Annotated in this window: 14 protein-coding genes; all 14 read left to right on the top strand. The window is 43.8% G+C overall.

From position 1 onward, the window contains the following. Entirely contained in the window at window positions 1-1170 is a 1170-nt protein-coding gene (locus BBC0178_RS09220; RefSeq protein ID WP_077972567.1) for a beta-barrel domain-containing protein, read from the top strand. 246 nt (window positions 1171-1416) lie between these two features. Next, window positions 1417-4395, top strand: a complete 2979-nt coding sequence (locus BBC0178_RS09215; protein ID WP_078039947.1) for a hypothetical protein — start codon at window positions 1417-1419, stop codon at window positions 4393-4395. 317 nt (window positions 4396-4712) lie between these two features. Continuing rightward, window positions 4713-5063 carry a hypothetical protein gene (locus BBC0178_RS09210; protein WP_078039946.1) on the top strand — a complete coding sequence of 117 codons (351 nt, stop codon included), beginning with the start codon at window positions 4713-4715 and terminating at the stop codon, window positions 5061-5063. A gap of 955 nt (window positions 5064-6018) precedes the next feature. Further along, window positions 6019-7386 carry a MotA/TolQ/ExbB proton channel family protein gene (locus BBC0178_RS09205; protein ID WP_149867477.1) on the top strand — a complete coding sequence of 456 codons (1368 nt, stop codon included), beginning with the start codon at window positions 6019-6021 and terminating at the stop codon, window positions 7384-7386. 5 nt (window positions 7387-7391) lie between these two features. Next, window positions 7392-8861, top strand: a complete 1470-nt coding sequence (locus BBC0178_RS09200; RefSeq protein WP_078039944.1) for a TolC family protein — start codon at window positions 7392-7394, stop codon at window positions 8859-8861. A 2-nt stretch (window positions 8862-8863) separates the two neighbouring features. After that, on the top strand, window positions 8864-9517 hold the full coding sequence (locus tag BBC0178_RS09195) for a hypothetical protein (protein WP_078039943.1): 654 nt from the start codon (window positions 8864-8866) through the stop codon (window positions 9515-9517). Continuing rightward, window positions 9492-10781: an HlyD family type I secretion periplasmic adaptor subunit gene (locus BBC0178_RS09190; protein ID WP_078039942.1), complete on the top strand. Its 1290-nt coding sequence runs from the start codon at window positions 9492-9494 to the stop codon at window positions 10779-10781. Before BBC0178_RS09195 ends, BBC0178_RS09190 begins: the two co-directional genes overlap by 26 nt. Before the next feature lie 112 nt (window positions 10782-10893). Further along, window positions 10894-17898, top strand: a complete 7005-nt coding sequence (locus tag BBC0178_RS09185; RefSeq protein WP_149867476.1) for a beta strand repeat-containing protein — start codon at window positions 10894-10896, stop codon at window positions 17896-17898. 55 nt (window positions 17899-17953) lie between these two features. Next, complete coding sequence (locus tag BBC0178_RS09180; RefSeq protein ID WP_078039940.1) at window positions 17954-20227, top strand: ATP-binding cassette domain-containing protein; 2274 nt, start codon at window positions 17954-17956, stop codon at window positions 20225-20227. Window positions 20228-20726: 499 nt separating this feature from the next. Next, window positions 20727-21401 (top strand): hypothetical protein, encoded by a 675-nt coding sequence (locus BBC0178_RS09175; protein ID WP_078039939.1) that lies wholly within the window; start codon window positions 20727-20729, stop codon window positions 21399-21401. A gap of 350 nt (window positions 21402-21751) precedes the next feature. After that, window positions 21752-22387, top strand: a complete 636-nt coding sequence (locus BBC0178_RS09165; protein ID WP_077972551.1) for a hypothetical protein — start codon at window positions 21752-21754, stop codon at window positions 22385-22387. 467 nt (window positions 22388-22854) lie between these two features. Next, complete coding sequence (locus BBC0178_RS09160; protein ID WP_149867475.1) at window positions 22855-25635, top strand: type ISP restriction/modification enzyme; 2781 nt, start codon at window positions 22855-22857, stop codon at window positions 25633-25635. A 1-nt stretch (window position 25636) separates the two neighbouring features. Continuing rightward, window positions 25637-26125, top strand: coding sequence for a DUF6998 domain-containing protein (locus tag BBC0178_RS09155; RefSeq protein ID WP_078039935.1), 489 nt, complete (start codon window positions 25637-25639; stop codon window positions 26123-26125). A gap of 54 nt (window positions 26126-26179) precedes the next feature. Beyond that, window positions 26180-26998: an FRG domain-containing protein gene (locus BBC0178_RS09150; RefSeq protein WP_188317724.1), complete on the top strand. Its 819-nt coding sequence runs from the start codon at window positions 26180-26182 to the stop codon at window positions 26996-26998. Window positions 26999-27000: the final 2 nt, after the last annotated feature.

The following is a 27000-nucleotide window of genomic DNA, read 5'->3' as shown; positions in this document are numbered from 1 at the left end:
ATGAATGTCGATTCACTGGTAAAGATCCATGGTATCAATGAGAGAGCAAGGCTGATCCTCTGGATCATCATCGCGATGATTGTCATTTTCATGATCTGGTCCTATTTCGCTGTTTTAAACGAAGTCGCAATCGGCGAAGGGAAAGTGATGCCTGCTTCCAAAGGCCAGATTATCCAGAATCTCGAAGGTGGCATTCTTGCAGAACTTTCGGTAAGAGAGGGCGACGAGGTTCGCGAAGGGCAGGTTCTTGCCGCTCTTGATCCGGCAAAGGCAAAGTCCAATGTCGATGAAACTCTGGCCAAGATTGTTGCCCTTCAAGCAAGGGCGGCACGTCTTTTTGCCGAAATGAATTATCAGAACAGTGTCAACTATCCCGAGGAAATTCGGGATAAAAAAGATGTTATTGACCGCGAAACCGAGCTTTTTTTCACCAATCGTCGGGCCTTCAAGGAAAATGTGCTTAATCTGACGGAGCAGTTGAAACTTGCGCAAGACGAAGTGGAAATTGCCAAACCTTTGCTGAAAACAGGTGCCGCAAGCGAGGTCGAGGTGTTGAAATTGCAGCAGAATGCGGCCGAATTGTCATCAAAACTTGCGGCGACAAAAAATGAATATTTTGTCGCCTTACGCGGTGATTATACCAAAACAATGGCCGATCTCGAGCCGCTATTGAAAACCAGAGAAGGATTGGCCGACCAGTTGACGCGCACAGTCATCCGTTCTCCCACCAATGGAATTGTCAAAGATATCCGCGTTACAACAATTGGCGGGGTTGTTGCCCCTGGCGGAACATTGATGGAAATTGTGCCTTTGGGTGACCAGCTTCTTATCGAGGCAAAATTGAACCCGCGCGATATTGCTTTTATTCACAAAGACCAGCCGGCGAATGTCAAAATCACTGCCTATGATTCAGCAATTTACGGTTCGCTTCCCGGTCATGTGCAGATGGTCTCGCCCGATTCAATTGAAGATGATGTCGACAAGCGGATTTATTATTATCGGGCCTATATTCTGACCGATCACAGCTATCTTGAGACCAAGGACGGAAAACGTCATCAGATTATTCCGGGAATGGTTGCAACCGCAGAAATCAGTACCGGTCAAAAAACCGTAATGGATTATTTGATAAAGCCGCTCAATCGCGCAAAAGAAGCGTTGCGGGAACGGTGACGCGTGAATTAAATATTTGATATTAATAATAAGCCGACTAAATATTTTTATAAAAAACGAGTTGTTACACTGTAATAACAACATAATAAGAGGGTTATATGGTAAGTTTTCATAATTTTCTATGTGAAAAATATAGAGTAGATGATAGTTTTAGTTTAACTTATCAAATTATGGGGTAATGAAAAAACAGTTCTAGTGCAAATTAAACGGCTTCTATTGTTATAAAGATGGAAATAGCGCGCTACAATGATCAACATTCCAAAGCTGCTCAGGCATTTGATTGAACGACAAAAATCGCGTCCGAATTCGGACGGTCGGCAGCTTATTTATGAAAAAACGCGTTTGGCTATCAAATCGAAGCTGAATGAGATGAACGCGCCCGATATTGTCCAGCGCTCATATATGTTGAGGCTCGAGGCTGCGATATGCGAGGTGGAGGCTTCTTACCTTTTAAGGCCGGAATATTTCGTGTTGGAGGAAAATCGGGTTCCCTGCCATTTTGCCTATCAGGCATATTTACCGGATTATTTCGGTACAAAACGCGACGTGGCGGTTGATCATGGCCGCTTGCGGCAATTGGCTTCGAACCGAAATATGTTCAGATATTGGTCATTTGAAAACGATGAACCGTCAATGACCGATGTTATCGGCCTTTTCAATTTCAAAGGCCGTAAAGCAGCGGCAAATGGCGCACAAGGCTTAACCGATAATCCGCATCTGACCGATTTTGCCGCCCGCAGAGCTTCACGTCAAAGCGACAGCGACCAACCGGCGGTCATCAACAATCGTGATTTATCCCATAAACGGAATTTAAATGCGGAAGATGATAATGAAATCGAAGCATTGATCGAAGGTAGAGAAAGAACAGTAATCCCGGCTCTTGGCCGGCAGGCGAATTTACAATCGGTCAATGCCCGCAATGACACTTTATTTCCGGATGCCGGAGCACAGCAAATTTCGCAAGGGCAAACTCGGCAATATATGCCATGGCAGCAGAATTTCCAAAAGGAAAATAGCCCTTATTATAGTCTTTCCGGTTCGATCACGAATGGTTTCCGACAGTCTTCATTTAATACCGGCCGCACTCCTTCTTCAAACCGTCAGGCCGCAATGCAAGGGGGGCAATCTTTTCCATTGAATGGCGAGCGTGGTAACAGACCTTCGGTCAATAATATAAACCGGTTTCGTGAAGCCGGTATCCAAAGAGGTCGCGACGGGCATAGACAGTCAATGGGTAATGCTGAGACACCGATGAACGGGGCAAGATCGTCTCGACCGGATGGGGCGTTTTCAAAAAGACAGCCTCAAATGCCGTGGGAAAATGCTATGCAGTCACAGTCCTATCAAGCGACATCCGGCGTTAAGAAGAATAATGGCAAGCGCGCACCATCCGGTCAACAACCTCAACAAGCCGGATACGGCAATGTTGGCGGTTATGCTGCCACCCCCGACATTTATTTTCTTGATGAAACGGACGCGGTGGAACAATTCAGCGTGTCAAATGAGCCGGATCCTGCGGCAGACCGGAAAATATCGGTCGATGAGCAAATCAAGGAATTGGAACGACGTTTGTTCAAAAGAGAAACCGTGGTTACTGCCTCGCCTCTGCCGCGGCCGATAATATCGGCGCCGTCAGGGAGAGGACTATCAAACGCTGCTGCCTCCACTACCGGCATGAACGGCAAATCTCCGGAACAGAAAATATTTATCGCGCCTTTGAACAATGACGCAAAAAATGCTTTCTCCAATGGTGTTGGAGCTGACACCAATCGCAACCGGACAACATATCCACAAACTGTTTTCGATAACGGAAATCTTTTTGCTTTCAATGAGATAGAACTTGCTCGCAAAATTCCTGACGAGGAGACAAGACAGAGTTTTTCTGGAAATAACAGGGATGTGCTGGAAGATGAACCGCCAATTCCCGATTTCATCGTCAAATATGAAAAGCGTGATGCCGATGATGACAAGCGGGATGCCGATTTCTTCGAGCAACAGACGAATAATATAGCGACATCGGGCGAAAACACGAGCCGCAAGGCTCCGGACGAAAATCGGTCACAATCGAAAGAGGCAGATCAAAGGCAGTCCAAGCAATTCGAACAGGATCTTTTTCCGAAGGACTTGTCTTTTGATGACCGCCGCCAAAACAGGTTCGGGAGACAACTGACTTACAAAGCGTTATCGCATGCGATACGCGAAAATATCAAGGGCAAAGGGAGTTTGGCTGCCGGTATTCTGGCTGCGTGTGTATTATCGAGCGGGGTCTATTATTTCTGGCGGGGCAATGTACCGGTTTTCTCATCCATAAATATTGGTGGTGATAGCCGTACTTTCGATTTGTCCGCTACTTCGGCCATCAGTCCTTCAGCTTCGGACGACCTGCCGGCGCAAGCGCTAAGTTTGACCGATGCAAATCATGGCGCTGCAAATTCTGAAGCCGGAAAAACATTTTCAAAAGCTTCAGTTTCTGACATGTCATTCAGCCCGCTCAAGGAAACAAGAAAAGACGTTGATTTGCCCTCGGCGGCTGTCAATGCGAACGGTGTTCAAAACCCTTATCAACAAGCAATGTCGGAACCGCAGAAAACAAAAGGCGTGAAGGGTGTCGATCCGCAAGATGCGCAAATCCGGACAAGGAAACGCGCTGATGCTCGTATGTTGCTGAAAGACAAAAAAGGCATAGAGCGCAAGTTGGAGGGGTCAGTGGCATGGACGCTCCGGCCGCCTCATAGTTCGGAAAATCCTTATGACGAAACCGCTCTCGTAGCAGATTTCACAACACAGGATGGCCAGATGGGCGTGCGTATGAGCATTCGTAAAAATTATCGTGAAAACCTCGACGCTACGCATCTCATCGATTTGTCTTTTACCCAATTCGAAGGCGTGGATAGCAGTTCGGTTGTCGGCGTTCGCGGCATTTATTTTGGCGACAAAACCAATATCCTCAATAATCAGGCGTCAACAACCGTAGCCAATCTTTTTGAGAATAATTTCATAGCGTCTTTACGGCTCGTTCCCGATGATAAAGACTATAACGAAAATTTTCTCGGACATGCCGCGGTGTTCGGTTTTCCGGCTACTTTTAATGATGGTAAAACAGCCTTGTTTGTTCTGAACAAAGGTCCACAAAACCAGGAACTCTTTGATAAATTCAACGAGAAAATACCCATTAGATACCGGCTTTTTCCACAATTTGTGTTTTATTTAAATTTGTATTTGTAATTCAGTAAAATTTTTCCGTTTTCGTTTTCACTAGATCGTCTTGTCCATTTTGTTCTCTAGTAACAATTCAAGGGTCCCGATCGTAAATCGTTTTTCCCCATCGGTACAATTGTCGAAATCAGGTTTTCTTGTCTTTAGGGACGAGAAAAAGATTTATTTGCTTAAGACAAAGCCGTTTCGCCTTATTGTTCTTTATATAGCCCTTGAGTTGACATATAATCCGGCCATTCGAATTAATTCGAATTGTCAAAATTCAGGGGAGACGGGACTTTGGACCAGCAGCTCAAAAGGGATTTGGTGGAAGTGCTGAAAAGGAGTTGGCACAGGAGCTCAAGAAAGATCTGGCGCAGCAGATCGAACGGGATTTGTCCGAGCAACTGAAGCGGGGTTTGGCAGAGCAGCTCAGACGCGACTTGGCGCATGACCTTAAATGGGACGTGAGCCAACAGCTCAAAAAGGATTTGGCAGAGGAACTCAAGCGGGATTTGGTGCAGCCGCTCGAACGGGATTTGTTACAGCAACTCAAACGGGACCTGACACAGCAGTTAAAAAGAGATTTGGCAGAACAACTGAAACGGGATTTGCCACAGCAAATCGAACGTGATTTGTCCCAGCAGCTCAAGCGGGACTTTGAACAGGAACTAAAAAGGACTTGGAACTGGCGCTGAAACGCAGGTAGTAAATCCGGAGTAGCCTATAAAGTTTCAATTGTCTGGTTTGAAAGTGTTATACCGCATTGATTCACGCAAGCGAACTGGTGCGGCGCTTTTTATTCATTTTCGCCTTTTGTCTCTAAGAACAGAGGGGATTAATCAGGATAAAAGATGACTTCAGGGGCGAAACATATAACCCCGTGTTATAGCAAAATGACATAATCGTCTTTTTAGGACAGGAAGAAACATAGCATTTTGTAACGTATGCTCCCTTAAGCTCGCTTCATGAACAGCCAGAAGCAAAGTCGGCAATCGTTATATTCATCTATGAAATTTTCATATTAAAGCTCTTTAGGCGACTGTAAAATAAATAATCAATGTAAATACGAGTTGTCATTTCACGAATTAGTAGAAAAATTGATATTATAGAAACATAATTTATAATATAAAAATAAAAAAGTTAAAAAACGAAAGTTATTATAAAATAAATATAAATAATACTGTTCATAATTAATAATTCAAATTTATATAATATATTTTACAACTAAAATAATTATTTATTGTGTGCGATATAACTCGTTAACATACGAAAATGTGAACAGATCGGGTTGCCAAATAAAGATAGATAGCCGATTAAATGTTTAAAGAAAAATTTTCACCTACATGTTCAGGGATATGGGGATTGTAACAGAAAGTGAATCACAATTTTAGTTTAGAATGACTGTAAATAAAGCGAAAAACTTTTTAACAAATTGATATTTCGTATTAATTTTGTTGTTAACTAAAAATTCACCATATCTTGCAAAAATTTGTTAACTCATTAAAACGTTCTATGATTCTTGAATTGTGGAGTTTGGGCGCGCAGATGGGAAAAATTTCGTCAATATGGTCAATTGGCGGAAAAGCCGTTTGTAGCGGTGGGGGGTAGAATGTTTTTTCGGTGCAGGAGCTGCATCAAAAGGGGTTATTTATGAGATCTACTCGTTCTGTACTGTATTTTTCATTGGTGCTTGCGCTTCTGTCGCTCTTTGCGCTTGTTTACACCGTGGTGTTTCACGGCGATTTTGTGGCGCATAACATTATTTTTAATAGCATCATTGCTGTATTCGACGCGATCGTCCTTGTTTATGCAATTTACACAATGTTCTACCTCAAATCAGGGGTGAAACAGTGGGTAGAATTCAAAGGGAATTTTCCGCGCGATAGTGAAGAGCCGGTTTTAAAAGGCTATATGCGGTTGTTGCGCGGTCGATTGCGCGATCTTATCAGCTTTAATGAAGATGAAAGAAATTCCGCAATCTCACTGGTTTCTTCGGCGTTGGAGTGGCGGGTGGATTTTCTGTTCTATGCAGCCGGTGCTGTTATTTCCATGGGCTTGCTCGGTACGTTTTTCGGTCTGACATTTACTATGGAAGGTATTCGCGGGTCTATCAACGTTTTGTCGTCGGCTGATGAAATCCAGGCGAAGTCGCTGGTCAATTCGCTGGCAGCACCTCTCGGTGGTATGGCAACCGCGTTTTCTTCATCCATGTTCGGTCTGGGGTCATCTATTTGTACCGGTTTGATTGCCCATTTCATGGGACGTACAACAGAAGGTATTGTTTACGATATCGAAAAATGGTCGTTTGTTGCAAGCGGTGAAGAAGCTTCCAAAATGGCTGGCGAGACCGGCACAATCGACGCGACAACACGTGCGATCAACAGATTGGCAGCAGTTCTTTCCCGTCATGTCGAGTTTTCTCATGAAGATACCGGAAAATTTATTGAAATATCCAGTAGCTTCGTCGAAGGGCAGGCTGCCCAACAGCAAACCATGGACAAAATGCTGGAGGTTGTGTCCGAACAATCGGAAAACAACAAGCGTTCTGTCGATGCAATGTTGTCGACTGTCACGGCAAATGGTGAAGCGACAAGACAAATTGTCGAAGTGATCCAGAATAGCTACGAGATGCTCACCCATCTGAGCGACGTGGTTAAAACCAATAGTGCTTATATTGCACGGGGTACCGAGGCTCAGGAAAACAATAGCCAGACTATTGCCCAGGCAATTGCCGGTTTGAACCAGATGCGGATCGAAATTACGACCGGAATCGAAGCAGTTCTTGAAAAATTGAAACAAATTCAAGGGTTTGCTGCTTCGATTGATCAATCGACCGGACGGCTGACTTCTCATAATGACGAACAAAAAGAAGCTTTGGAGAGCGCAACGCAGGTTATGCGCGCACAACAAAAAGCTGTGATGGAGGGGATGCGGGATTTAACTGAAGCACGTGTTTCCATTGTCTCGGCTGTGCGAGCAGCTCAAAAGGTTAGTGAAGTTCCACCCACGAAAGGCTAATTCGAATGAATTGCTCAATCAATCTGAAGCGTGTGGTGTCTGTCCTGTTGGTAAGCTGTAGCGTCGTTTCAACGGGCTGCGCATCCGATAAAAAACCTACAGTTCGTGCTGGCGTCGATACAATGACAACGCAGGCTATCGATAAAAATAACCAGCCTGCAATCAGTAAGGACCCGAAGGTTGCAAACACCAACAACCCGGTAACTGCAAAATCGAAAGAATTTTTCAAGCGTGAAAAGCAAAGGCTGACGCTGGATGAAGCTTTGAAGAAGGCTGCAGATTATTCGTGGACAATCAAAGTTGCAAAAAGCCAGCTTGATATTGCTGAAAGTCGGCTTGATCAGGCGAAAGCCAAATATTATCCGACGGTCGGTGCCGAAGTGACCGCTCCGAATTTGCGCTACGATGGTGGTATCACCAGTCGCGACAGAGATTTTGATGATACAGCTTTCGCCGGTATTGATGTTAGCTACAGTATCTATGATTTCGGGCGGCGTGATGCTGACAAAGAGGCCGCAAGTTATAATTTGCGTGCGAGCGGTCACGCAAAACATGCCGAAGATCTGACGGTGATGTATAATACAGCAAATGCCTATATGGCTGTCCAGTCTTATACAGAACAGCTTCGCTCGGCGATGGCCTATGTTGACAAGATTACATCTCTCAATAAAACAATCGGCGAAAGTGTTGCCGGTGGTATTTCGCCGCAATCGGATGCTGTGCGCGGGCGTCTCGCTTTAAGCAATGCGATTAACCGCCGCAAGGATATCGAACTCAAATTGTCGCGTGCCCAGCAGAAGTTGAATGCTCTTGTGGGGATAGAGGTCGAGGCATTGCCCGCCAAGCGTATGGCGCTTCCCCGTGTTAGGGATCTTGATGCTGTTGCTGTCAATGCGGCAGAACAGAACCCGGCAGTGCTTGCACGTGGTGCGGCGCTGGAAGGAAGCCGGAAAAGTGTTGTCGGTGCCAAAGCGAGCTTGAAACCGAGGCTGGATTTGACAATCGATTATAAGCGCACGCTCGAAAACGTAGACAATCTTTATAATGTATCGGATACTGATGGCGGCGTTCAGCTCAAACTGACATTCGATATTTTTGACCTTTCGAAAAAGGCTAAAATTCGTGAAGCCTATGCACAATTGAATGTCAACGAGGCACAGCTTGGCAAGGAGCGCTCGACAGTGAATGACGAGGTGCGGGCTTTGCTTGGTGATATTGATATTACGTCGCAGCAATGGACAATCAGTGAAGAGGCGTCCAAAGAGGCTGATAAGACACGCGGTCTTTACCTTGAAGAGTTCCGTCTTGGTGATCGGAAACTTTCCGATCTGATCACGGCAGAGACCGAATATTTTTCGTCCCGTACAGATGCTATTGACGCCCGTTATGGCTTTATGCGCGCTGTGTTCAGTATCTATTATCTTGCTGGCAAGCCTCATGACGGACTTGTGGCTCTTCAGCTTGTGGAGCGTTGATAATGGCACAAAAACGTGGTGGCGAGAATATCTGGATTGCATATGCCGATATGCTCACCGTTCTGTTGATGGTTTTTCTTTTGCTGGCTATGTTGTTCCAGGTGATTGTGGCAACTTCGAAAATAGCCGGACCGGAGGATCAGGCAGGCAATCAGAAATCGCAAGCCGAGCAGAGTGCCAAGCAAGCTGCCTCGAAATTCGGTGAGACGGTAGAAAAACAACAAAATAAACCGTCGTCGGACGGAAACATTAATGACGGCATGGAGCAGGTTGCAACCAAATTGCCGCTGGTGATGGTTGATACCGCAGCCTTGCAACCACGCGATGGCGATTTGCGTATCAATGTCGAATTGAACAGAACCTATTTGACAGGTGTTCAACAAAACGAAGTGCGCGCATGGGCATTAAGAAATAAAAGCGTTCTGGCGACTGAAAAATTACGCATTTATTCGGTTGGACGTAGTATAAATGTTTCGACAGGTGATACATTATTGTTGCAAGTCAATCGTGCTGTGGCAACGATGGCTGCATTGCAAAAAGAAGGTGCCATCATCAAAAACATCAGATTTGATAATCTGATTGTGCCTAATAATACAGACGACTTTATTATATTACGTGTTGAAAATACCGATGCAAATAACGGCAAAACGCAGTAAACCGAGAAAAACGACCGACGGGCTTTGGCTCCTCCTGAAAGGGAAGTGGGCTTTGGCTTTGTGTATTCTGGCTGCTGTTTTGTGGGCTGCATTCTGGCCATTCGATGTTCTGGTGCGCGGGCACGGAATTATTCGTGTCGAAGGTCATAATATCGAGATACAACATCCCGAAGGCGGGGTGTTGAAACAATTGCTCGTTACCAATGGTGAAACAGTCAAAGCAGGACAGGTTCTGGCAAATGTCGAAAATTTGACAGTGGCTGAAGATAACGAAAGCAATTTTATTGCCCTTCGTGCCTATGAATTACGTGAACAGCGGCTGCGTGCGGAGCTTGCCGGCAAGGACTTCAAGCCTCCGAAACCGGAAAATCCGAAATTGGCGGAAATCTACCAGAATGAAACCGATTTATATAATGCCCGTCGCCGTGCACTCGACGAGTCAATTGCTATAGCCAAAACCCAATATGAACAAAAAGAAGCCCAGCTTGCATCGAATGCCATTGCAATCGACAATCTTGGCGCTGAAATGCAATTGTCAAATGAACATATCAAGCTTCTTGAGCCGCTGGTCGCGAGAGGTGCAGCACCGGAGGCAACGCTTGTCCAGCGGCGTCTCGAATATCAGAAAGTTTTGAGCACACTTGCCGATGCGCGCTCGAAAGTGCCGGGAATGACCGCCGCGCGTGACGAGGCAAAACTCAAAATGTCGATGTATAGAACCGAATTCAACGAGGATGCCAACAAGCAGCTTGCGGAAGTTCAGGTTAAACTCGAAACAGCGAAAGCACAGTGGGAAGCAAGTAGGCAGAGAGCAAAAAATTCGGAAGTTGTTTCGCCTGTCGACGGTATTATCCAACAGGTTGTGATGCCCCATGTGGGGGCGGTTTTGCGACCGGGTGAAAAATTGTTCGAAATTGCACCAAGCGAAGTGCCGCTGGTTGCGGATGTCAAAGTTAACCCGCAAGATCGTGACCGCTTGTGGGTAGGGCAGGATGTGCGTGTAAGAGTACTTGCTATTTCCAATTACAGCAGCCCCACTTTGAAAGGGAAAGTTTCGGTCATCAGTGCGGATGCTGTTGGCGAGGAAGACAAAGGGGGACGTTATTACGAAGTTACCGTGACAATGGACCCCAAGCAGAATGAAAGTTTGAAGATATTTCCGGGTATGACGGTCGAGACATTTGCACTTGCCGGACAAAGAACATTTCTGCAATATCTTTTCAAACCGTTTATTGATGGAATGTCGGTTGTCTTCAGCGAGTAAGAGAGGCACTGTGTCGCAATTGAGCTTGTTAAAAGATCGGCTATAACTATATTCTAGTCGAGGGATTTTTTTCAATGTCGGGGTATTGGATTATCTTAGGGGTTATATCGAAATGAAACTACCTTTTCCGCAGAAGGACGGCGTGTCCGTTCTGGTTGATACTTATTCGGATAACGATGTACCGCTAGCTATTTCCCAAGTCGAAATTATTATTCGCGGGAGCGATGTGGTTATTCGCACCCAGGACGGTTCGGAACTGACATTGGTTCAGGCTGCGCAGATGTCTTCTATGCATGAAAATCTGTTCAACCTGAATTTTGCTGACGGGACAAGTGTTTCGTCGAATGAATTGTTCCAACGTGCCGATTTGATCGAACCCGGCCCCGAACTCAGCGAAATTCGTGAAAACAATATCAAGAGCGATGCCAATGCCGATCCTTTGGTTGCCGTTGTCCAGTCGGCACCGGTAAGTGAAACGACAGATCTTGATTCCGACGACGTAACAGGTGGTCAGGGTGGCGGTAAAGGCGACAGCGATGAACATCTGTCTGTGGCCGATTTTTTGGGCAATCCGCCATCTGTAGAGGATACGATAAGTTTTGTTCCATCGACTTCAGCGGGAGGCGGCACTCCTCCGTCGACCAACACTCCTTCCGAGGCAATGCCTGCTCCGGTAATGCCAGCGTCACCGTCGGAACCGTCAACACCAACAACACCTGGCAATCCTGATCATGGCAGTGATCATAATGGTGGCAATAACGATAACAACAATGATCACAATGGCGGTAATAACGATAACAACAATGATCATACCGGTGGCGATGGCGATAACACTGGTAATGCGGGATTGGCTTTTGTCGAGCAGGCTAATCTTTATCAGGTAACAAACACCAAAACGGTTGTTGACAATGGAGACGGAACACAATCGACCGTTTGGCATCTGGGCGGCGGTTCGCCTGCTGCACGTACAAATCCTGATCTTGGTGTTCAATATGGTGAACCTGCTATTCTTGATTTGCGCAATGAGGCTGATCAGGAAAAAGGTTTTACTGTCCATGCCGATAACGAGGCCTTCAAATATGGTCAGGTCAATACAGAAAACAGCCCGAACAATCTGGATCGTCGTTTAGGGCGTATTGTCACTTTCGACCAATTGGTAGGCGGAGAATCTGTTGCCGGTAAAGCTATCAAGAACATAACCGGCATTCCGGACGGTATGACTATCATCTGGAAGGGAGGACCCGGATATGATGATTTTGTTGCCAAATACGGTATCGAACTTAAAGATAACGAGATATTCGTTAACTATAAGGGCAATGTCGATTATAACGGCAACAACATCAACATTACCTGGGTTGATGCTCAGGGCAGGATAACCAAAGCCAAATCCGAATTTACCAACCAGTATGACGGAGATCATCCGGATACGGTTATCAATGGTAATCACGCGATTGTTTTGCCGAAAACGCCGAATGCACGTGAAATTTATGGCGGCAGCGGAAACGATACGATTTATGCTTCGCAGTTCAACAACAACATCAAATATGATGGCGAGGGTGGTACAAACCGCCTGATCTTTGGTGATGATTATCCGATTACCACCGAGGAAGGGTCAAATGCACTGCCAGGACTGGTATACGATGTTGCCAATAACAAGATCACCGATACCGGCAATGGCGATGTTGCGGAAATGCATAATTTTACCGAAATTGTCGGTACCAAAGGCGATGATCATTTTCTGATCGGTGACACAGCGACTTCCTATTATTTCGACGGACGTGATGGCAATAACGTTTTCGATATGCAGATGACCGATCCGCAAGACAGCACCATTATTAAGGGGTCGAGCGGTAATAACCAATTATTTGCCGGCTCAGGGGAAGACACTTATAATCTTGTCAATTCTTCGGGCAACAATACCGTTGTCGATCGTGGTAAAGGTGACTCGAACGATACCTATAACTTTGAATCCTCAACAGGGCAAAACAAGGTTACAGATGCCGGCGGAAGTGATTTCTATCACTTCAACAAGGCGACCAATCGTGTAGAAATTAATGATTCGGCGGCCGGTAACGATCAGTATCAGTTCCACAATATTAAAGACAATCATGTTACGATCAATGATCGCAATGATGGTGACAGTTTAAGCGGAAGCGATATCTATGATTTTGCGACCTTGACTGCCGAAAATTCAAACGCAGACGACCATATCGAGAATTCCGTTGTTACTATTCTTGATGAAAATGGCAGTGACAAATATCAATTTGACCGCACAAAAGGTGGTTCTGTCACGATTGATGACGAAGGCAAGATCAGCGCAAAAGATGTAGCCAAGGATGAGTACCATTTTTCGGGCGCCGAAACGAAAGTTGATATTACCGATAAGGATGGTGCTGACAAATATTCCTTTGAAAATGCTAAGACGAGTGCGGATAACACAATCACAGTCAAGGATTATGGTACCGCCAATGATATTTATAATTTCAATGATGTAACATCGGAAAGCAGGGCTGAAGGTACGGCTTCGAATGTTTCGATTCTGGATAAAGGCGGCAAGGACGAATATCACTTTGACCGGCTTCAGACCAAAGTCCGTATTGATGATATTGGCTCGGGCGACAACTACTTTACATTCCACAACGCTGATAAATCCGACATTACGATTAACAACCTCAATGATGGTATTTATCTCGGTGGCAACGACATTTATGACTTTGCAACGCTAAAGGAAAATAACCAATCCGCTGAAGATCATATTAATGATACGACGGTTGCTATCGCCGATGAGTATGGCAATGATCTTTATAACTTCGATCGCACAACAGGCGGTTCTGTAACCATCAAGGATACAGGTGTCGGAAATTCAAACGACAGAACAGTGGCGGCTGATCAATATCATTTTTCTAAAATTAATACGAAAGTCGATATTACAGATCAGGATGGCAGTGATAGCTATGATTTCAGCGATTCTACAACATCGGCTGAAAATACAATTAAAATTACCGATAATAGTAACAACTATTATACAGACACCTATAATTTCAACAACACCCAGGCATCAAGTTTTGCCACAGGGGCGGCTGCAAATATCGTTATTTCCGATACGGGTGGCACAGACCATTATTATTTTAATAAAATCACCAGCAAGGTGAACATTGACGATTACGGATCAGGTCAAGACGATTATAGATTCCATGAGGCAAAAGACTCCAATATTACGATCTATGATCACTTCTCCAATCGTGGCACATCGCAAAATCTCGACAATGTTTATGATTTTGCTACCCATAATACATCATCAGGCGGTCAGAACCCGACAGATTTTATCTCCAATACAATCGTCAACATCACCGACGAAAGCGGTGCCGACAAATATTATTTCGACCGCACGCAAGGCGGCTCGGTCACAATTGTGGATTATGCAATCGGCAATAGTGGCTCGAACGATCGGGATCAATACTTTTTCGATGATTCCTATTCAAAGGTTTCAATAACCGATGGTGGTGCCTCCGATAACTATAACTTCAACCGTATCCTGGTTGATCAGGACAACACTGTTACTATCAAAGATCAGGGTGGTACTAATTCGGGAGATGATGTTTATAACTTCAACGACGTGAAAGCGAAATCTGACGCCGTTGCCGGTGGAAGTCATATTTATATTTCAGACGATTATGGTTCGGACCACTATAATTTTAACAATTTCGGCGATGCGACCAGTTCGGTTATTTCGTCAGTAAAAATCGATGACAGCGGTCGATGGGCTGATAATTACTCGTTCCGTAATGCAGTGAACGCGAAAGTCGACATTCATGACTATGGCGCCAACGATGCTGATGATAGTTACGACTTCGCAGGTAATGGTAACTCGGATACGGATCATATATCCAATGTGACTGTCAATATTCAGGATGACACCGGTCAGGATCGTTATTATTTCAACCGCACAGATGCTTCAACAATCAGTATTATCGACGGTGATAACTGGCAAGATAACTATTTCTTCAATGATACGAACAATTCGAACATCACGATCAGAGATGGTGGTGGTGTAAAGGGTGGCAGCGGAGGAGATAATTACAACTTCGATCGCACCCAAGGCGGTAGTGTAAAGATAACCGAGGGTGACGGGACCTCGAACTATAACTTCCATAATGTTAAGACAAAAGTAAACATTGAAGATGGTGGTGGCTGGGATAACTATAATTTCCAGAATTCAACGAACAGTGATGTAAATACAATTACAATCGTTGATGGTACAGGGAAAGATACTTATAATTTCCAGAATACCACAAGTGAAAATTTTGCTGCCGATAATTTGTATAATATTACCATCACAGATGGGTTGGGGGCTGATATTTATGACTTCACCGGTTCAAAAACAAAAGTAAGTATCGAAGATACAAATACCAAAGGCGATGAAAAGGATGATGGCAGCGATACTTACATTTTCAACAAGATACATGATTCAATTGTCAAAATTAAAGATATTGCCGCAGATACCCTAAATGGGAATAATACGTACAATTTCGGCGTGGATGAAGATACAAAAATTGTAAATTCCAAGGTCGATATTACTGATCAGGGTGGTGATAATAAATTTTACTTTAGGTATGGACAGGGCGGCGATGTGAACATCACCACAACCACTATTGAAGGTGCTGGTGATGATGGAGACGATAATTATTTCTTCAATAACAGTAATTTCGATACGGTAAAGATCGAAGATTCCTATTTTGGCGACTTATATAACTTCATTAGTTCAACGACAAAAAATGTAACGATTCTGGATCATGGTTCTAACGAATCTCGCACGCTCCGTCTCACAGATAATTATTATTTTAACGATTCGGCAATCGCTCAAACCACAATCGTAGATGATCAGGGAAGGAGTGATTATAATTTCACGAATTCCGGTACCGCAGATTCTATTGTAAAAATCAGTGATGGTGGCGACTCCGATATCTATAATTTTCAACAAGCCAAAGGCGATGTTACAATTTTTGACGGGGGTGGTAACGACGGTTACAATAACTTTGACAGAATTGTCTATGATTCCGAAGGGCATATGGATTACTATCGGGACAAAAACGGCAATTATACCGACAAAGACGGAAATTTGCTTTCCTTTGGTAGTCAACCAATTGTCAGACACGAGAATTTTGCAGCACAAAATCCGGACGACTTCGATTTCAGATATTCATCTGCTTCGAAAACTATAACGGACGGTATTGTCAATGACGCTGATAGCAGCGCAAGCGGTCTGAACAAGGATAATGGTAATTCGGCCGGTGTTTATCACCTCCAATATTCGACAGGCAGTACGGTTATCAACAACCGCGGCGGCTATGACAAATATTATCTTGGCGGTTCAACAGGAGAAACGATTATCAATGGCGGAACCGGTACCGATATTGTTTATGTCGGTAAAGGTAAACTCACCTATGATGGTGGTACACGAACCGATGGCGGCAAGGAAAATGACTGGATTTCGTTTCAGGATGTTCTGGAAAGTACAGATGCCAACGGCAAAAACGTCGCTCCAATGGATCCGAACCAACGCACCGAGGGGGTTTATATAAACCTGGCGGCCAGTGAAAAAGGTTATGCCATTAATAATAATCAAAATATACTCAGCCATGACAGTAATGGTGCAGTGCTTGCCGAAGGTGCCGCTCAGGGTCATGTAACCAATGTTGAAAATGTTATTGGCAGTAAATTTGATGATCTGATTTACGGCAACGAGAAAGACAATTATTTCTTGGCAACGCAAGGACACGACATTTATTACGGTGGTGCAGGTTCTGACACTTATTTCGTCGGCGCACCGAATTTAGGTGGGCGTGTCGATGGCTTGTTGCCCGATGACGAGCGCGATCTTTATCAGCTTGATCCATGGGCAGCCAAACCGGATATCGGCATTCAGAATGATGTGACCATTAACCTTGATACCGGAGAAGCGACAACGCTTTGGAAGGATAAGAATGGCAAGCAATATACAAACGAGCTTCATGATTTTGAAAATGCTTATGGTGCATATTTTTTCAATAATAAGATAATTGGCCGCTGGGGTACCGACGGAACATTGGTCGGCGGTTACAAAGGCGACCAGATCTATTCTGTAGAAAATTCGAGTAAGGATGGCATCAGCTATATTGATGGTAATGATCTCTCCACTGCTTCCAATGATACCCTCTATTACAATTATGTAAGCAACGGGCGGTTTATAAATGGCGTCTATGTCAAAATGGATGACGGGCAGAGCTATTCCGGAACAACGGTAAAGGGCTTTTACGGTTACGACGAAAACCATGTTGCCCAAGGTACCCAAGGCCACGACGTATTCAAACGCATCGGAACCATAACTGGTACGCAAGGTAACGATGTGTTTGAAGGCAGCAGTGCCGGTGGACACAAATTTAACGGCGGCGGCGGTGGTGATGACCTTTTCATCAGCCATGGTGGTGTAAGTTCCGATTATACGCATGGCGTTGTCGATTACAGTCACCTCAATCCAAACGAATTTTTTGTCTACAAGCTTGCAGGTGAATATAATGGTTCGCTCGTTCGTGACAGAAATCCGACTTATGAGGACCACCTGAACAATATCACCGGCATTATCGGTTCGAGCGGTGATGACAGCGTTCTATTCACCACTCACCCGACCAACGACAATACAAACCTTATTTCGTTTGATGGCGGCGATGGCACGGACTACATGCTAAAAAGAATTGACTCGACGAACAGCCATCCTGGTTCAATCTATAATATCTCCGGTGGCATCAAAAATGTCGAAGGCATCGGCTTTATTGATAACTATAAAGATACCGTCAACCTTGATATGGACAAGTTTTTCAAGGACTTTATGACCGGCAAGGCAGATACCGACGGTCATTACCACGCCCACTTCTTCGTCGACGGTCAGGACGAGTTCAACGCCTTTTCCTCCGGCACAGGTGATTGGCAATGGAAACTGACGTCGGATAACGGGAATGGCGATAAGCAATGGACTGCTTTCGGGAAAGATTCAGATGGCAATTACACGCATGATACGGGCAACACCATCGACGTTGCGAAAGGCAGTGTTGGGGATTCGCATCCGCAAGACAGAGGATAATGCGCATTGCCAATTCTCTTGCGACGCTTGACCGATAACATCTGGAAAGAACCGAATGACTCCTCTGATCGACGCTCTGGAAACCGCGTGTAACAAAATACGCGGTTCTCTTCCTTTTCACTGGCAGCGTCTGCGTACTTTGCCAATGTCAGGCGACGAAACCTTGATCAAGCTCGTCGAGCGCCAACTCGGCGTTCACATTGTACGCGTCAACAAACAATCGGCTTTGCAGATTGGCGGCGTCTATATTGTGCTAACCCCTGCGGGTAATTACCGTGCGGTGGAAGTGGCAAATGACGGGACATTCGTTTTTCTTGATGAAGATAAAGAGCAAAGCCACCACAAAGCCGAAGCTGATAATATCCGTTCTGCTGCGGATGTGGTGACCGTTGAAAGCAAAATCGAACCTTCCCTTGAACTGGAAAAACGGCCTCCCGAGGCAAGCGAAAAGCCGCAGGCTCTCAAAAAAACTGTGCATCCGGCCGAGGTTGTGAAACTTGATGCACTCGCCAAAACGGATGACAAGCGCGATATAGCGCAATTGGGCAATGCGGAAAACGGTGGCTCAAAAACTGCTCAAGAAAAAGCTCAAAAATTTACTGATCAATGCATTCCGCAATATCAGGTTTTCAAAGCAAGCCTTCTTGATAATTTCGATTTGCGCCGCCTTATTTCTTCCGATCCGGTGGCGGTTTCTATTCTATGGAAATTGCTTTTCGGCTCGATTTTCATCAATCTGATGATTGTGGTCACACCGCTTTATCTGAATGCAATTTATAGCCGCATTTTACCGGCCTATGCATCTGCATCGTTATGGACTTTTTCGATTGGAGTCGCATTGGCATTGCTCGGTGAATTCCTGCTTCGTCGTGACCGCCAGAAGCTCAATATTTCGCTCATCCAGCGCATTCACACAACAATCGAACCCAACATTGTGAGGCGGCTTTTGCGTGTCAATGCCAGCCAGTCGAATGAATGGGGCGCTGCCCAGTTCCGGGCACTTGATGACTGGAAAATGGTGCGCAATTTTGCGCTTTTGACTTTGAATCTCAATGTCGTGGATGTTCCCTTCATTCTGCTCTTTCTTTTGGTCATTGCCATACTCGGGCAATGGGTTGTCATTGTTCCGTTATTTATCATCGCCATTATTTTTTGCGTCATGTATTACTATTGGCGACAGGCAGAGTTGCAGTTTAAAGAACGGCCACTTCATCGCGACCCTCCGACACCCGTTGATATGATGGTGGCTTCGATTATTGGTCGGCCGGATGTTGTCAGTGATCGCTATATGTCCGATTCCGAGACCGATATTGAAGCCTGGCAAAAGCGTTATCAACGAACTGCTGCTTTCCAGCGTTTAAATTATGCAATCAATGGCATTCAGCTCGTGCTCATTGTCATTATGGCTTATTATCTGGTGCTTGCCGGTTCTCTAAATCAGGGTGCAATTTTTGCGGTTATTCTGCTTGCCGGCCGTATGTTGATGCCATTGTTCGGTGTTTCAAGTATTGTCTATGAGGCTTATGGAGCCCATCTTAGTTACAAGCGGCTGAAAAAACTTATCGGCGAAAGCTCCGACAATCAGGAACAGCCGATCCATCTTGAAAAATACGAAAATCTCAAATCGCCATTATGGCTAATTGAACATGGAACTTTTGCCTATAACAGTGAAAAGGTTATTCTCGATGATCTTGATCTTGTTATACCGAAGGGACAGAAAGTTGCACTGTTCGGGCGCAACGGGAGCGGCAAAAGCACGTTGTTAAAATTGCTGGCCGGCTATCTTTCACTTGAAAAAGGTACAATTACGTTTTCAAAACGTCCGCTCCATGCCGGCGATGAATCGATCAAACATCTCATTCATTATGCCTGGCAGGAACATGTGATGTTGACAAGCTCGGTTTATGAATTTTTGTGTCTGGAAAGGCGGCTGTCGCGCGAAGAATGTGAAAACATTCTCCATCAGCTTGATCTTGTAAGTGGCGAAATGCAAATTGCCGACAAACTGGAAGTGACATGGCGCGATGCCGGATTTTATCCCAATCCTGCACATCGCCAAATGCTGGCCTCGGCACGCCTTGCACTGACAAAACGCAAGATTCTCATTCTGGACGAGCCGACCTCGCAATTGTCGCAAAAACAGGAGTCGCGTGTTGCCAATGTGCTTAAAAACATATTGCAGCCGGATACAACAATGGTCGTGTCGACAGACCGTTTTGATATTCTGAATTTGACAGAACGTGTTATCGTTCTTGATCAGGGACATATCCAGTTTGACGGGCCAACACGCGAATTTCTGCGCCGTTCCAACCACCCGCAAAATAGCTAAAAGCGAACATGAAGAACATAACAACTCTTGAAATGTCCCAAGGAAAGAGGTCCTGAATTCAATCTCAAGGTTTTATGCTTGGGGGCAAAAATCGTTGTTTCCACTTTTTAGCTCGTCAATAATTTTTAACATATCAGGTGGAAATTCACCGACCTACAATCAGGACTTTTATTCATAATAATACATTACAAATAGTGCATTATAAAAATCATAATAGAAAACGGTCTGAAATCTGTTTCATTCAATTTTTTTGCCGGCTTATTGGCGAAATTTGAATGCAAAATGTTGCACATGGTTTGGTATGACACTTCTCTCTCTTTTTGCTATCGCTTCGCGCTGCCGGCACAAGCAAAATAGAGCAGGACGATAACAAACAACAAAGTCTTTTCGATTAGTGTTTTGTGTGATACAATCTAAGTGTATTTATGAAAAATACATTATCGGATGGCGTAAAATCATGAGGATTAGCACTCGTCCATGATCGTTGTGGAGAGAGACCATGGTTACATCTGTACATTCTTTATCCGGTGTGCGCGGAGAGATCGCGCTCAAGCTTATCACTGATATAGCGCACCCCGAAGCCGCAAAATCCAAGAAAAACGAAGAACCGACTGTAAAAGTAGGTGCTGATACGACTGTTTCCGACCGAACACAATCCGCAATTTCATCAATTACGTGGGACCCTAATAAAAAACCATCAGCTGAACAAGTTGCAAAGCTCGTTGAATATTACTCAACACATGATGAACCTATGAGTTATGATGCTATGATGATGATCCATTGCTCTGATTGGGCTAAAGTCAATCTACAAGGTGGGCAAATAAATCAACGTGTGCCGTCGGATATGTCGATGGATGAATTTAAGCAGCTTGCAAAAAATGTTGTCCGCGCTCAATTAACCGAAGCTCAAAAAATGCTTGGCGATGAAGATGGTAGTATCTCAAAACAACTAGCCGCTTTGAAAAACGGTAATTTTGAGATTTATACAAATGGAGAACGATCAGACCTATTCGGTTCTGCCAGTGTTGAAAGCACCTGGCATAACGGTGCTTTTGGATTCAGCTGGAACGAGGACAATGTAGATCAAGATGTTGTTCAGCAAAAAATAAAAGACGGTTTAGGAATTGCAAGATTTCAAATAGGCGGTTTTGTTTTCACATTTACCTACTGGTAAATGTGCTTTTTGTTAAGTGAGAGGAGAATAATAGGCGTATTTTACCTGCTGTTTTATCATCTATTGCTATTTTGACTGTTTCTATTGGATCGTCTTATGCCGCAAACAGTATGAGTGTGGGCATCCGGAATGCTGTTAAGGATGATAACGGCCGTACATATTCTGTAAGCCGGACAAGCGAACGGTGGTGCGGTTCTGGACAAACATGTGACGCACCTTCATCAATCGGTTTTGGCGGTTATGGCACAGCAACAAATCGATAAATCGGCTTTGGAATTGGAAACATTTCCGGATTCGACGGGAACATTATTATCTATCAAAAGTAAGGCCATCCAATCTGCGAGCGAAGGTTGGACGCTGACGGTCAGGTTTATTTTGCACTTAGATTCTATCTTGACCGAAATTCTACCGGTCCGCTTCTCTATCAGATACGGCCGCTTGGCCGCGACTTTCAGGGAGCCTATGAAGCCATAGAATGTATCGGTTTCCATTTTAACGACAAGTTGAAACTTCCCCCGTCGATCGACCGGAAAATTCAAAATGACGAAGAAAATGAAAAGGTTAATATTGCTACGTCAAGGTTTTCGGCAATATTGCCAATTAATTCCGACATTTCAAGTTGCAGCTTTCCCTGGTGTAAAAACGATCTATTAGACCAAACTGACTGGTATGATTATGTGTCAGGCGGTTTACGGAACTCTATGATCAGCTATCAGTGGAAATTTACCCGGCAAGAAGAGGTATTTTCCGATTGTTCAACATTTTTAAAGTTGCGCACACGTCTAACTGGCCCGAAAGTTTTGCAACACTACATACCGAATATCTTCGTCGTCAGTATCTTAGGGAATATGACAGCTCTCATCATGGGAGCATTGGTTATTAAATTGGCGGCATTGGTAATGAGTGTCATTGTGGGCGCTATAGCCCTATTCTTTCTGTATTCTGTGTTTGAAATGATTCAAATTATAATCAATACAAAAAGTTGAAAATATGAATTGTTTTATAAAAGTTAATATAAGACAGGAGATTTATATGAAATTGCTGAAACATACATTATAAAGCACAATGTTGTTGGTGAAATTTGTAATTAGGTAAATTATCCTTCCGTCAAAAATATCCGGTGTTGCTATGTCAGATATAATTTCCCACATATCAATATTTCACATGCTGACAAACGGTTAATTGCTTTTGAAACAGGATTTTAACAGTTGCAAAAACAGAAAATCACTGTTTGAGAAACGTATTTTGAAAGATTGTCGGGCGGGCTTTTAAAACAAAATGAAGATTTTCGCAGTCTCGCCAATTTGAATACCGGCTATCTCTATGATAGGAAGCAATAAAATATACTTACCCGAGGGAGAATAAGGGGATGTCCCGACCAGAGTTCAGACATAGAAATGTTTCTTCGAAATCGGTAAATCTTTGTCATTGATAAATTTTTTGCGGGATGAAATTGGATTTTCTGGAAACAACAAAGCCGGCGGCGAAATTTGCCAGTGCCCGTTATTGGCAGGAATGGGCAAGCGATATAGCAAAGATTGTACAAAGTTACATCAGGCAAATTGCGGAACGTCTTAAAAATGCCGACAAAACGGAAATAGGTGCTGTTTTTGACGAGTTTTCAGAGTTTCTCGGCAAAGACATTGAAAGCCCTCCTGACAAGGATGACATCGTTGAACTGTTGGCACAATATCTCGTTAGCAAACCTGTTTTCGATAGTTTATTTTCACGTTCCAGTATTGCCGAACATAACCCGTTATCGGGAAAAGCCATTCGCAAAATTTTCAACACTTTTGACGATATTCACAGCATTTTACCAAAGGAAAGCCTCGATCAATTCTATCAAGCTGTTGCAGAACGCGCAAAAGGATTGGAACAAAAACCGGAAGCCCGTCAAAAATTCATTGCCGAATTGTATGACCGATTTTTCAGCAGAGCTTTTCCGAAAATCACCAATCGTTTAGGGATTGTTTATACGCCTGTCGAAGTTGTGGACTTTATTCTTCACAGCGTCGATGACATTTTGCGAAGGGAGTTTAATTGCTCGTTTGGAAGTCAAGGCGTGCAAATCCTTGATCCTTTCACCGGAACAGGCATTTTTATTGCCCGTTTGATCGAGTGCGGGTTGATCAAACCGCACGATTTAGAACGGGTTTATAAGAACGACCTTCACGCCAATGAGGTCGTTTTACTTGCCTATTTTATCGCCAAGCTCAATATCGAAACAGCCTATCAAGTGAAAAACGGCACGTTCTATCGGGCTTTTTCAGGTGTCCATTTTTGCGATACATTTGTGACCAGTGAAAAAGACAAATCCCGATTGGTGGACTCTGCCAACAGCCACGATCGCCAACCGGATCATAGGAAGCTCAATTATGAGAACAGACGCGATTTGCCGGATATCCGGATTATTATCGGCAATCCGCCTTATTCGACGGGGCAGGAGAGCGCCAATGATGATGCGGCCAATCAGAAATATCCGGAAGTTGACCGGAGGATTGCCGAAACCTATCTTGCTTCGACATTGACAAAAGGTGGCAAGCGTTCTTCTTATGACAGCTACATCCGTGCTATCCGTTGGGCGTCCGATTATATCGGCAATTGCGGCATTATCGGCTTTGTAACCAATGCCGGTTTTATTCAATCCGCCTCAGCCGATGGCATGCGCAAATGTCTTGCCGAAGAATTTTCCAATATCTACATTTTTCATTTGCGGGGAAATGCGCGCACATCCGGCACATTGCGACAAAAAGAGGGAGGCAATATATTCGGCGTCGGTTCACGCGCACCTGTTGCCATTTCGCTTCTTGTCAAAAATCCTTTTGTCAAACAAAAAGGGCAGATTTTTTTCTATGATATTGGCGATTATCTCGACATCACTCAAAAGCTTGAAAAAATTAAAAAGCTCAAAAGCATTGCCGGTCTTAAAGATAAATGGCAAAAAATTGTTCCTGACAATTATCACGATTGGCTTAATCAACGCGATGGGTGTTTCAGAAATTTTCCTGCAATGGGCGACAAAAAAAATAAACAGCGCCTCACCATTTTCAAACTCTATTCAAGCGGCGTTGTTTCGGGGCGGGATGCATGGGTCTATAACGCGTCAAGAACGAAGCTCTTGCAAAATGTCCGGCGGATGACAGAATTTTATAATCAGGAAATTGACCGATATTCCCGCTATAGGAAACGCTTTCCCAATACAATCGTCAATGTGCGAGATTTTGTCAAAAAAGACGTCAAAAAATTCAGTTGGGGCGGGGGCAATTGGCAGGCAAGTTTTAAAAAACAGATCAAAGAAACCTTTTCGGAAAATTTGACCGAAATATCCAATGTCCGGCCGTTTACAAAATCATGGCACTATTGCGCAACACGTTTCAATCACAGCTCCTATTCGATGAAAGAAATATTTCCGACGGGGGCTTCGGAAAACCTTGCTATTTGTGTGTCCGGTAATGGCAAGCGCGGCGGTTTTTCAGTTATCATGTCAAACAGGATTACAGATTTCCAGTTCGAAGATAATGGACAATGTTTTCCGCTTTATTTTTATGAAAAAAATGATGCGCGTGAAGGGGAAGAAGAGGGCGCCAAACAGAGTGGCTTCAAGCGTTCTGATGCTATCACCGATGAGGCTTTAAAATATTATCAAACCGCCTATTCAGATAATCACATCACTAAAGAAGACCTGTTTTATTATATTTACGGGATTTTGCATTCACCGGAGTTTCGAGCCCGTTTTTCCGACAATCTCGTCAAAGAATTACCCCATATTCCGGCTGTCAAAACACTTGAAGACTTCAAGGCTTTTGTGAGCGCCGGTCGTGCATTGGGGCATTTGCATGTGAACTATGAAAGTGTAGAACAATATCCGGTCAAACTTGTTACGAAAAAGAAAACACTTGGTGCGGCCGATTTTTATGTAACCCGAATGCGCTATGGCGGGATGGGCAAAAACAAAGACCGCTCGGTCATCCATTACAATGACAAAATAACTATTACGGGAATACCACTTGCCGCTTATGGTTATATCGTCAACAATAAAACGGCGATCGACTGGGTGATGGAAAGGCAAAGTATACGCATTGATAAAACAAGTGGAATTGTTAACGATGCCAATGACTTTGCACGCGAAACGATGCATAATCCTGCCTATCCACTGGAATTATTATTAAGAACTATTACTGTTTCTCTGGAGACGATGAAAATTATTCGCAACTTGCCGGAATTGGAGATTTGATATGGCATCTTCGCCAACGATATTAAAACAATCTATCGCAGAGTTGTTGGCAATCTGTGATAAATTACGAGAGGCTTATCCTGCAAGATCTTTCGCATTGGATGGTGTTCTTTTAGGGGATATTGGTAAAACACTTGCAGAAGCTGATTATTTTTTAAAAATATTAAGCCCCAAACAACAACAGCATAATGCAGTTTCGACGCATCCCGATAATCATGGAGCAAAAATAGAACTTCGTGTAACTATGCAAGACAGTATCTTTTATATGGGGGTGACGGAGGAAAGAGTACCGGATTATTATTTGGGCTTAAAGATAAAGCATAATGGCGATCTTGAAGAAATTTATAACGGTCCAGGCTGGTTAATTAATGAGTATTTTGGTTTTAAAAACAAGCAAATAAAAACGACCAGTCGTACGCTGGATATTAAACGACTAAAGCAACTGAATAAAGATCCGCGAGCCAATCTTAAAATACGGAAACGCCCATAAGTCCAAGAAAGACTATATTGGCCAAAACAGCTTTTACAAATGTGAGTTATGAGCATGTGGGGGAATGACAAATTACTTCTAAATCGCCTACTACCCGCCAAATTTAGGTATCTGAAGGGAATTAGGAGTAGTGCTGAAAAAGGTGATGAAACAAAAATAATTAATAGTGTATCCGATCTCATCGAAAAGGTTTTGAACAAACAAACCAAAAGTAATGATACCTCGGCACAACACAAAGAAAGTAATGATGACTCGTCTCAACAAGCCGAAAATTATGTATTTTGTTATCGTGGACAAGCAGACTTTGATTGGGAACCGGAACCGAGTCTTAACCGGTATGAGAACGGTGCTGATGTTGAATGCAAAAGTTTGACTGAATTGATCAATGAAATACCGGACGAGTTTCAAAAGGATGTGACTTGCTTTCAGCGCCTCATGCGTAGTCAACATTATGGACTACCGACAAGATTGCTTGATGTCACAACGAATCCATTAGTTGCGCTTTTTTTTGCATGTAATAACGAAGAAGAACAATGTAAAGATGGCGCTTTTTTTACATTTAAGTTCAAAGAGAAGGAAATCCTTAATCCGGATAGTGATAAGCTATCTATTATATGTAATTTATCCCAATTAAGTGAGTCCGAGAAAACATGTCTTAAATCGTTAATCGATAATTATAAAACAACGAAAAATAAGCAGGCGTTTACAGTATATTTAAAAAGCAGTTCACTAGAAGTAAAAGAAACAGAAAGCTATGGAAAATTATTAAGTTTCATACAAAAAGAAAAGCCATATTTTGTGAACAAAATAGAACCGGATTTTTTGAAAAATATTATTTTGTTAGTAGTTTTAAGTCAAATAAAAGAATTATAGCG

The sequence above is a fragment of the Ditibartonella apihabitans genome, from assembly GCF_002007485.1.
GTDB classification, from domain to species: Bacteria; Pseudomonadota; Alphaproteobacteria; order Rhizobiales; family Rhizobiaceae; genus Bartonella; species Bartonella apihabitans.
The sequence above is the reverse complement of the archived record's forward strand: the minus strand, read 5'-3'. Positions and strand labels throughout refer to the sequence as shown.

Coding starts and splice junctions, on each gene's coding strand:
- BBC0178_RS09220 (WP_077972567.1), top strand. CDS start 1: ATGAATGTCGATTCACTGGTAAAGATCCATGGTATCAATGAGAGAGCA.
- BBC0178_RS09215 (WP_078039947.1), top strand. CDS start 1,417: ATGATCAACATTCCAAAGCTGCTCAGGCATTTGATTGAACGACAAAAA.
- BBC0178_RS09205 (WP_149867477.1), top strand. CDS start 6,019: ATGAGATCTACTCGTTCTGTACTGTATTTTTCATTGGTGCTTGCGCTT.
- BBC0178_RS09200 (WP_078039944.1), top strand. CDS start 7,392: ATGAATTGCTCAATCAATCTGAAGCGTGTGGTGTCTGTCCTGTTGGTA.
- BBC0178_RS09195 (WP_078039943.1), top strand. CDS start 8,864: ATGGCACAAAAACGTGGTGGCGAGAATATCTGGATTGCATATGCCGAT.
- BBC0178_RS09190 (WP_078039942.1), top strand. CDS start 9,492: ATGCAAATAACGGCAAAACGCAGTAAACCGAGAAAAACGACCGACGGG.
- BBC0178_RS09185 (WP_149867476.1), top strand. CDS start 10,894: ATGAAACTACCTTTTCCGCAGAAGGACGGCGTGTCCGTTCTGGTTGAT.
- BBC0178_RS09180 (WP_078039940.1), top strand. CDS start 17,954: ATGACTCCTCTGATCGACGCTCTGGAAACCGCGTGTAACAAAATACGC.
- BBC0178_RS09175 (WP_078039939.1), top strand. CDS start 20,727: ATGGTTACATCTGTACATTCTTTATCCGGTGTGCGCGGAGAGATCGCG.
- BBC0178_RS09155 (WP_078039935.1), top strand. CDS start 25,637: ATGGCATCTTCGCCAACGATATTAAAACAATCTATCGCAGAGTTGTTG.
- BBC0178_RS09150 (WP_188317724.1), top strand. CDS start 26,180: ATGTGGGGGAATGACAAATTACTTCTAAATCGCCTACTACCCGCCAAA.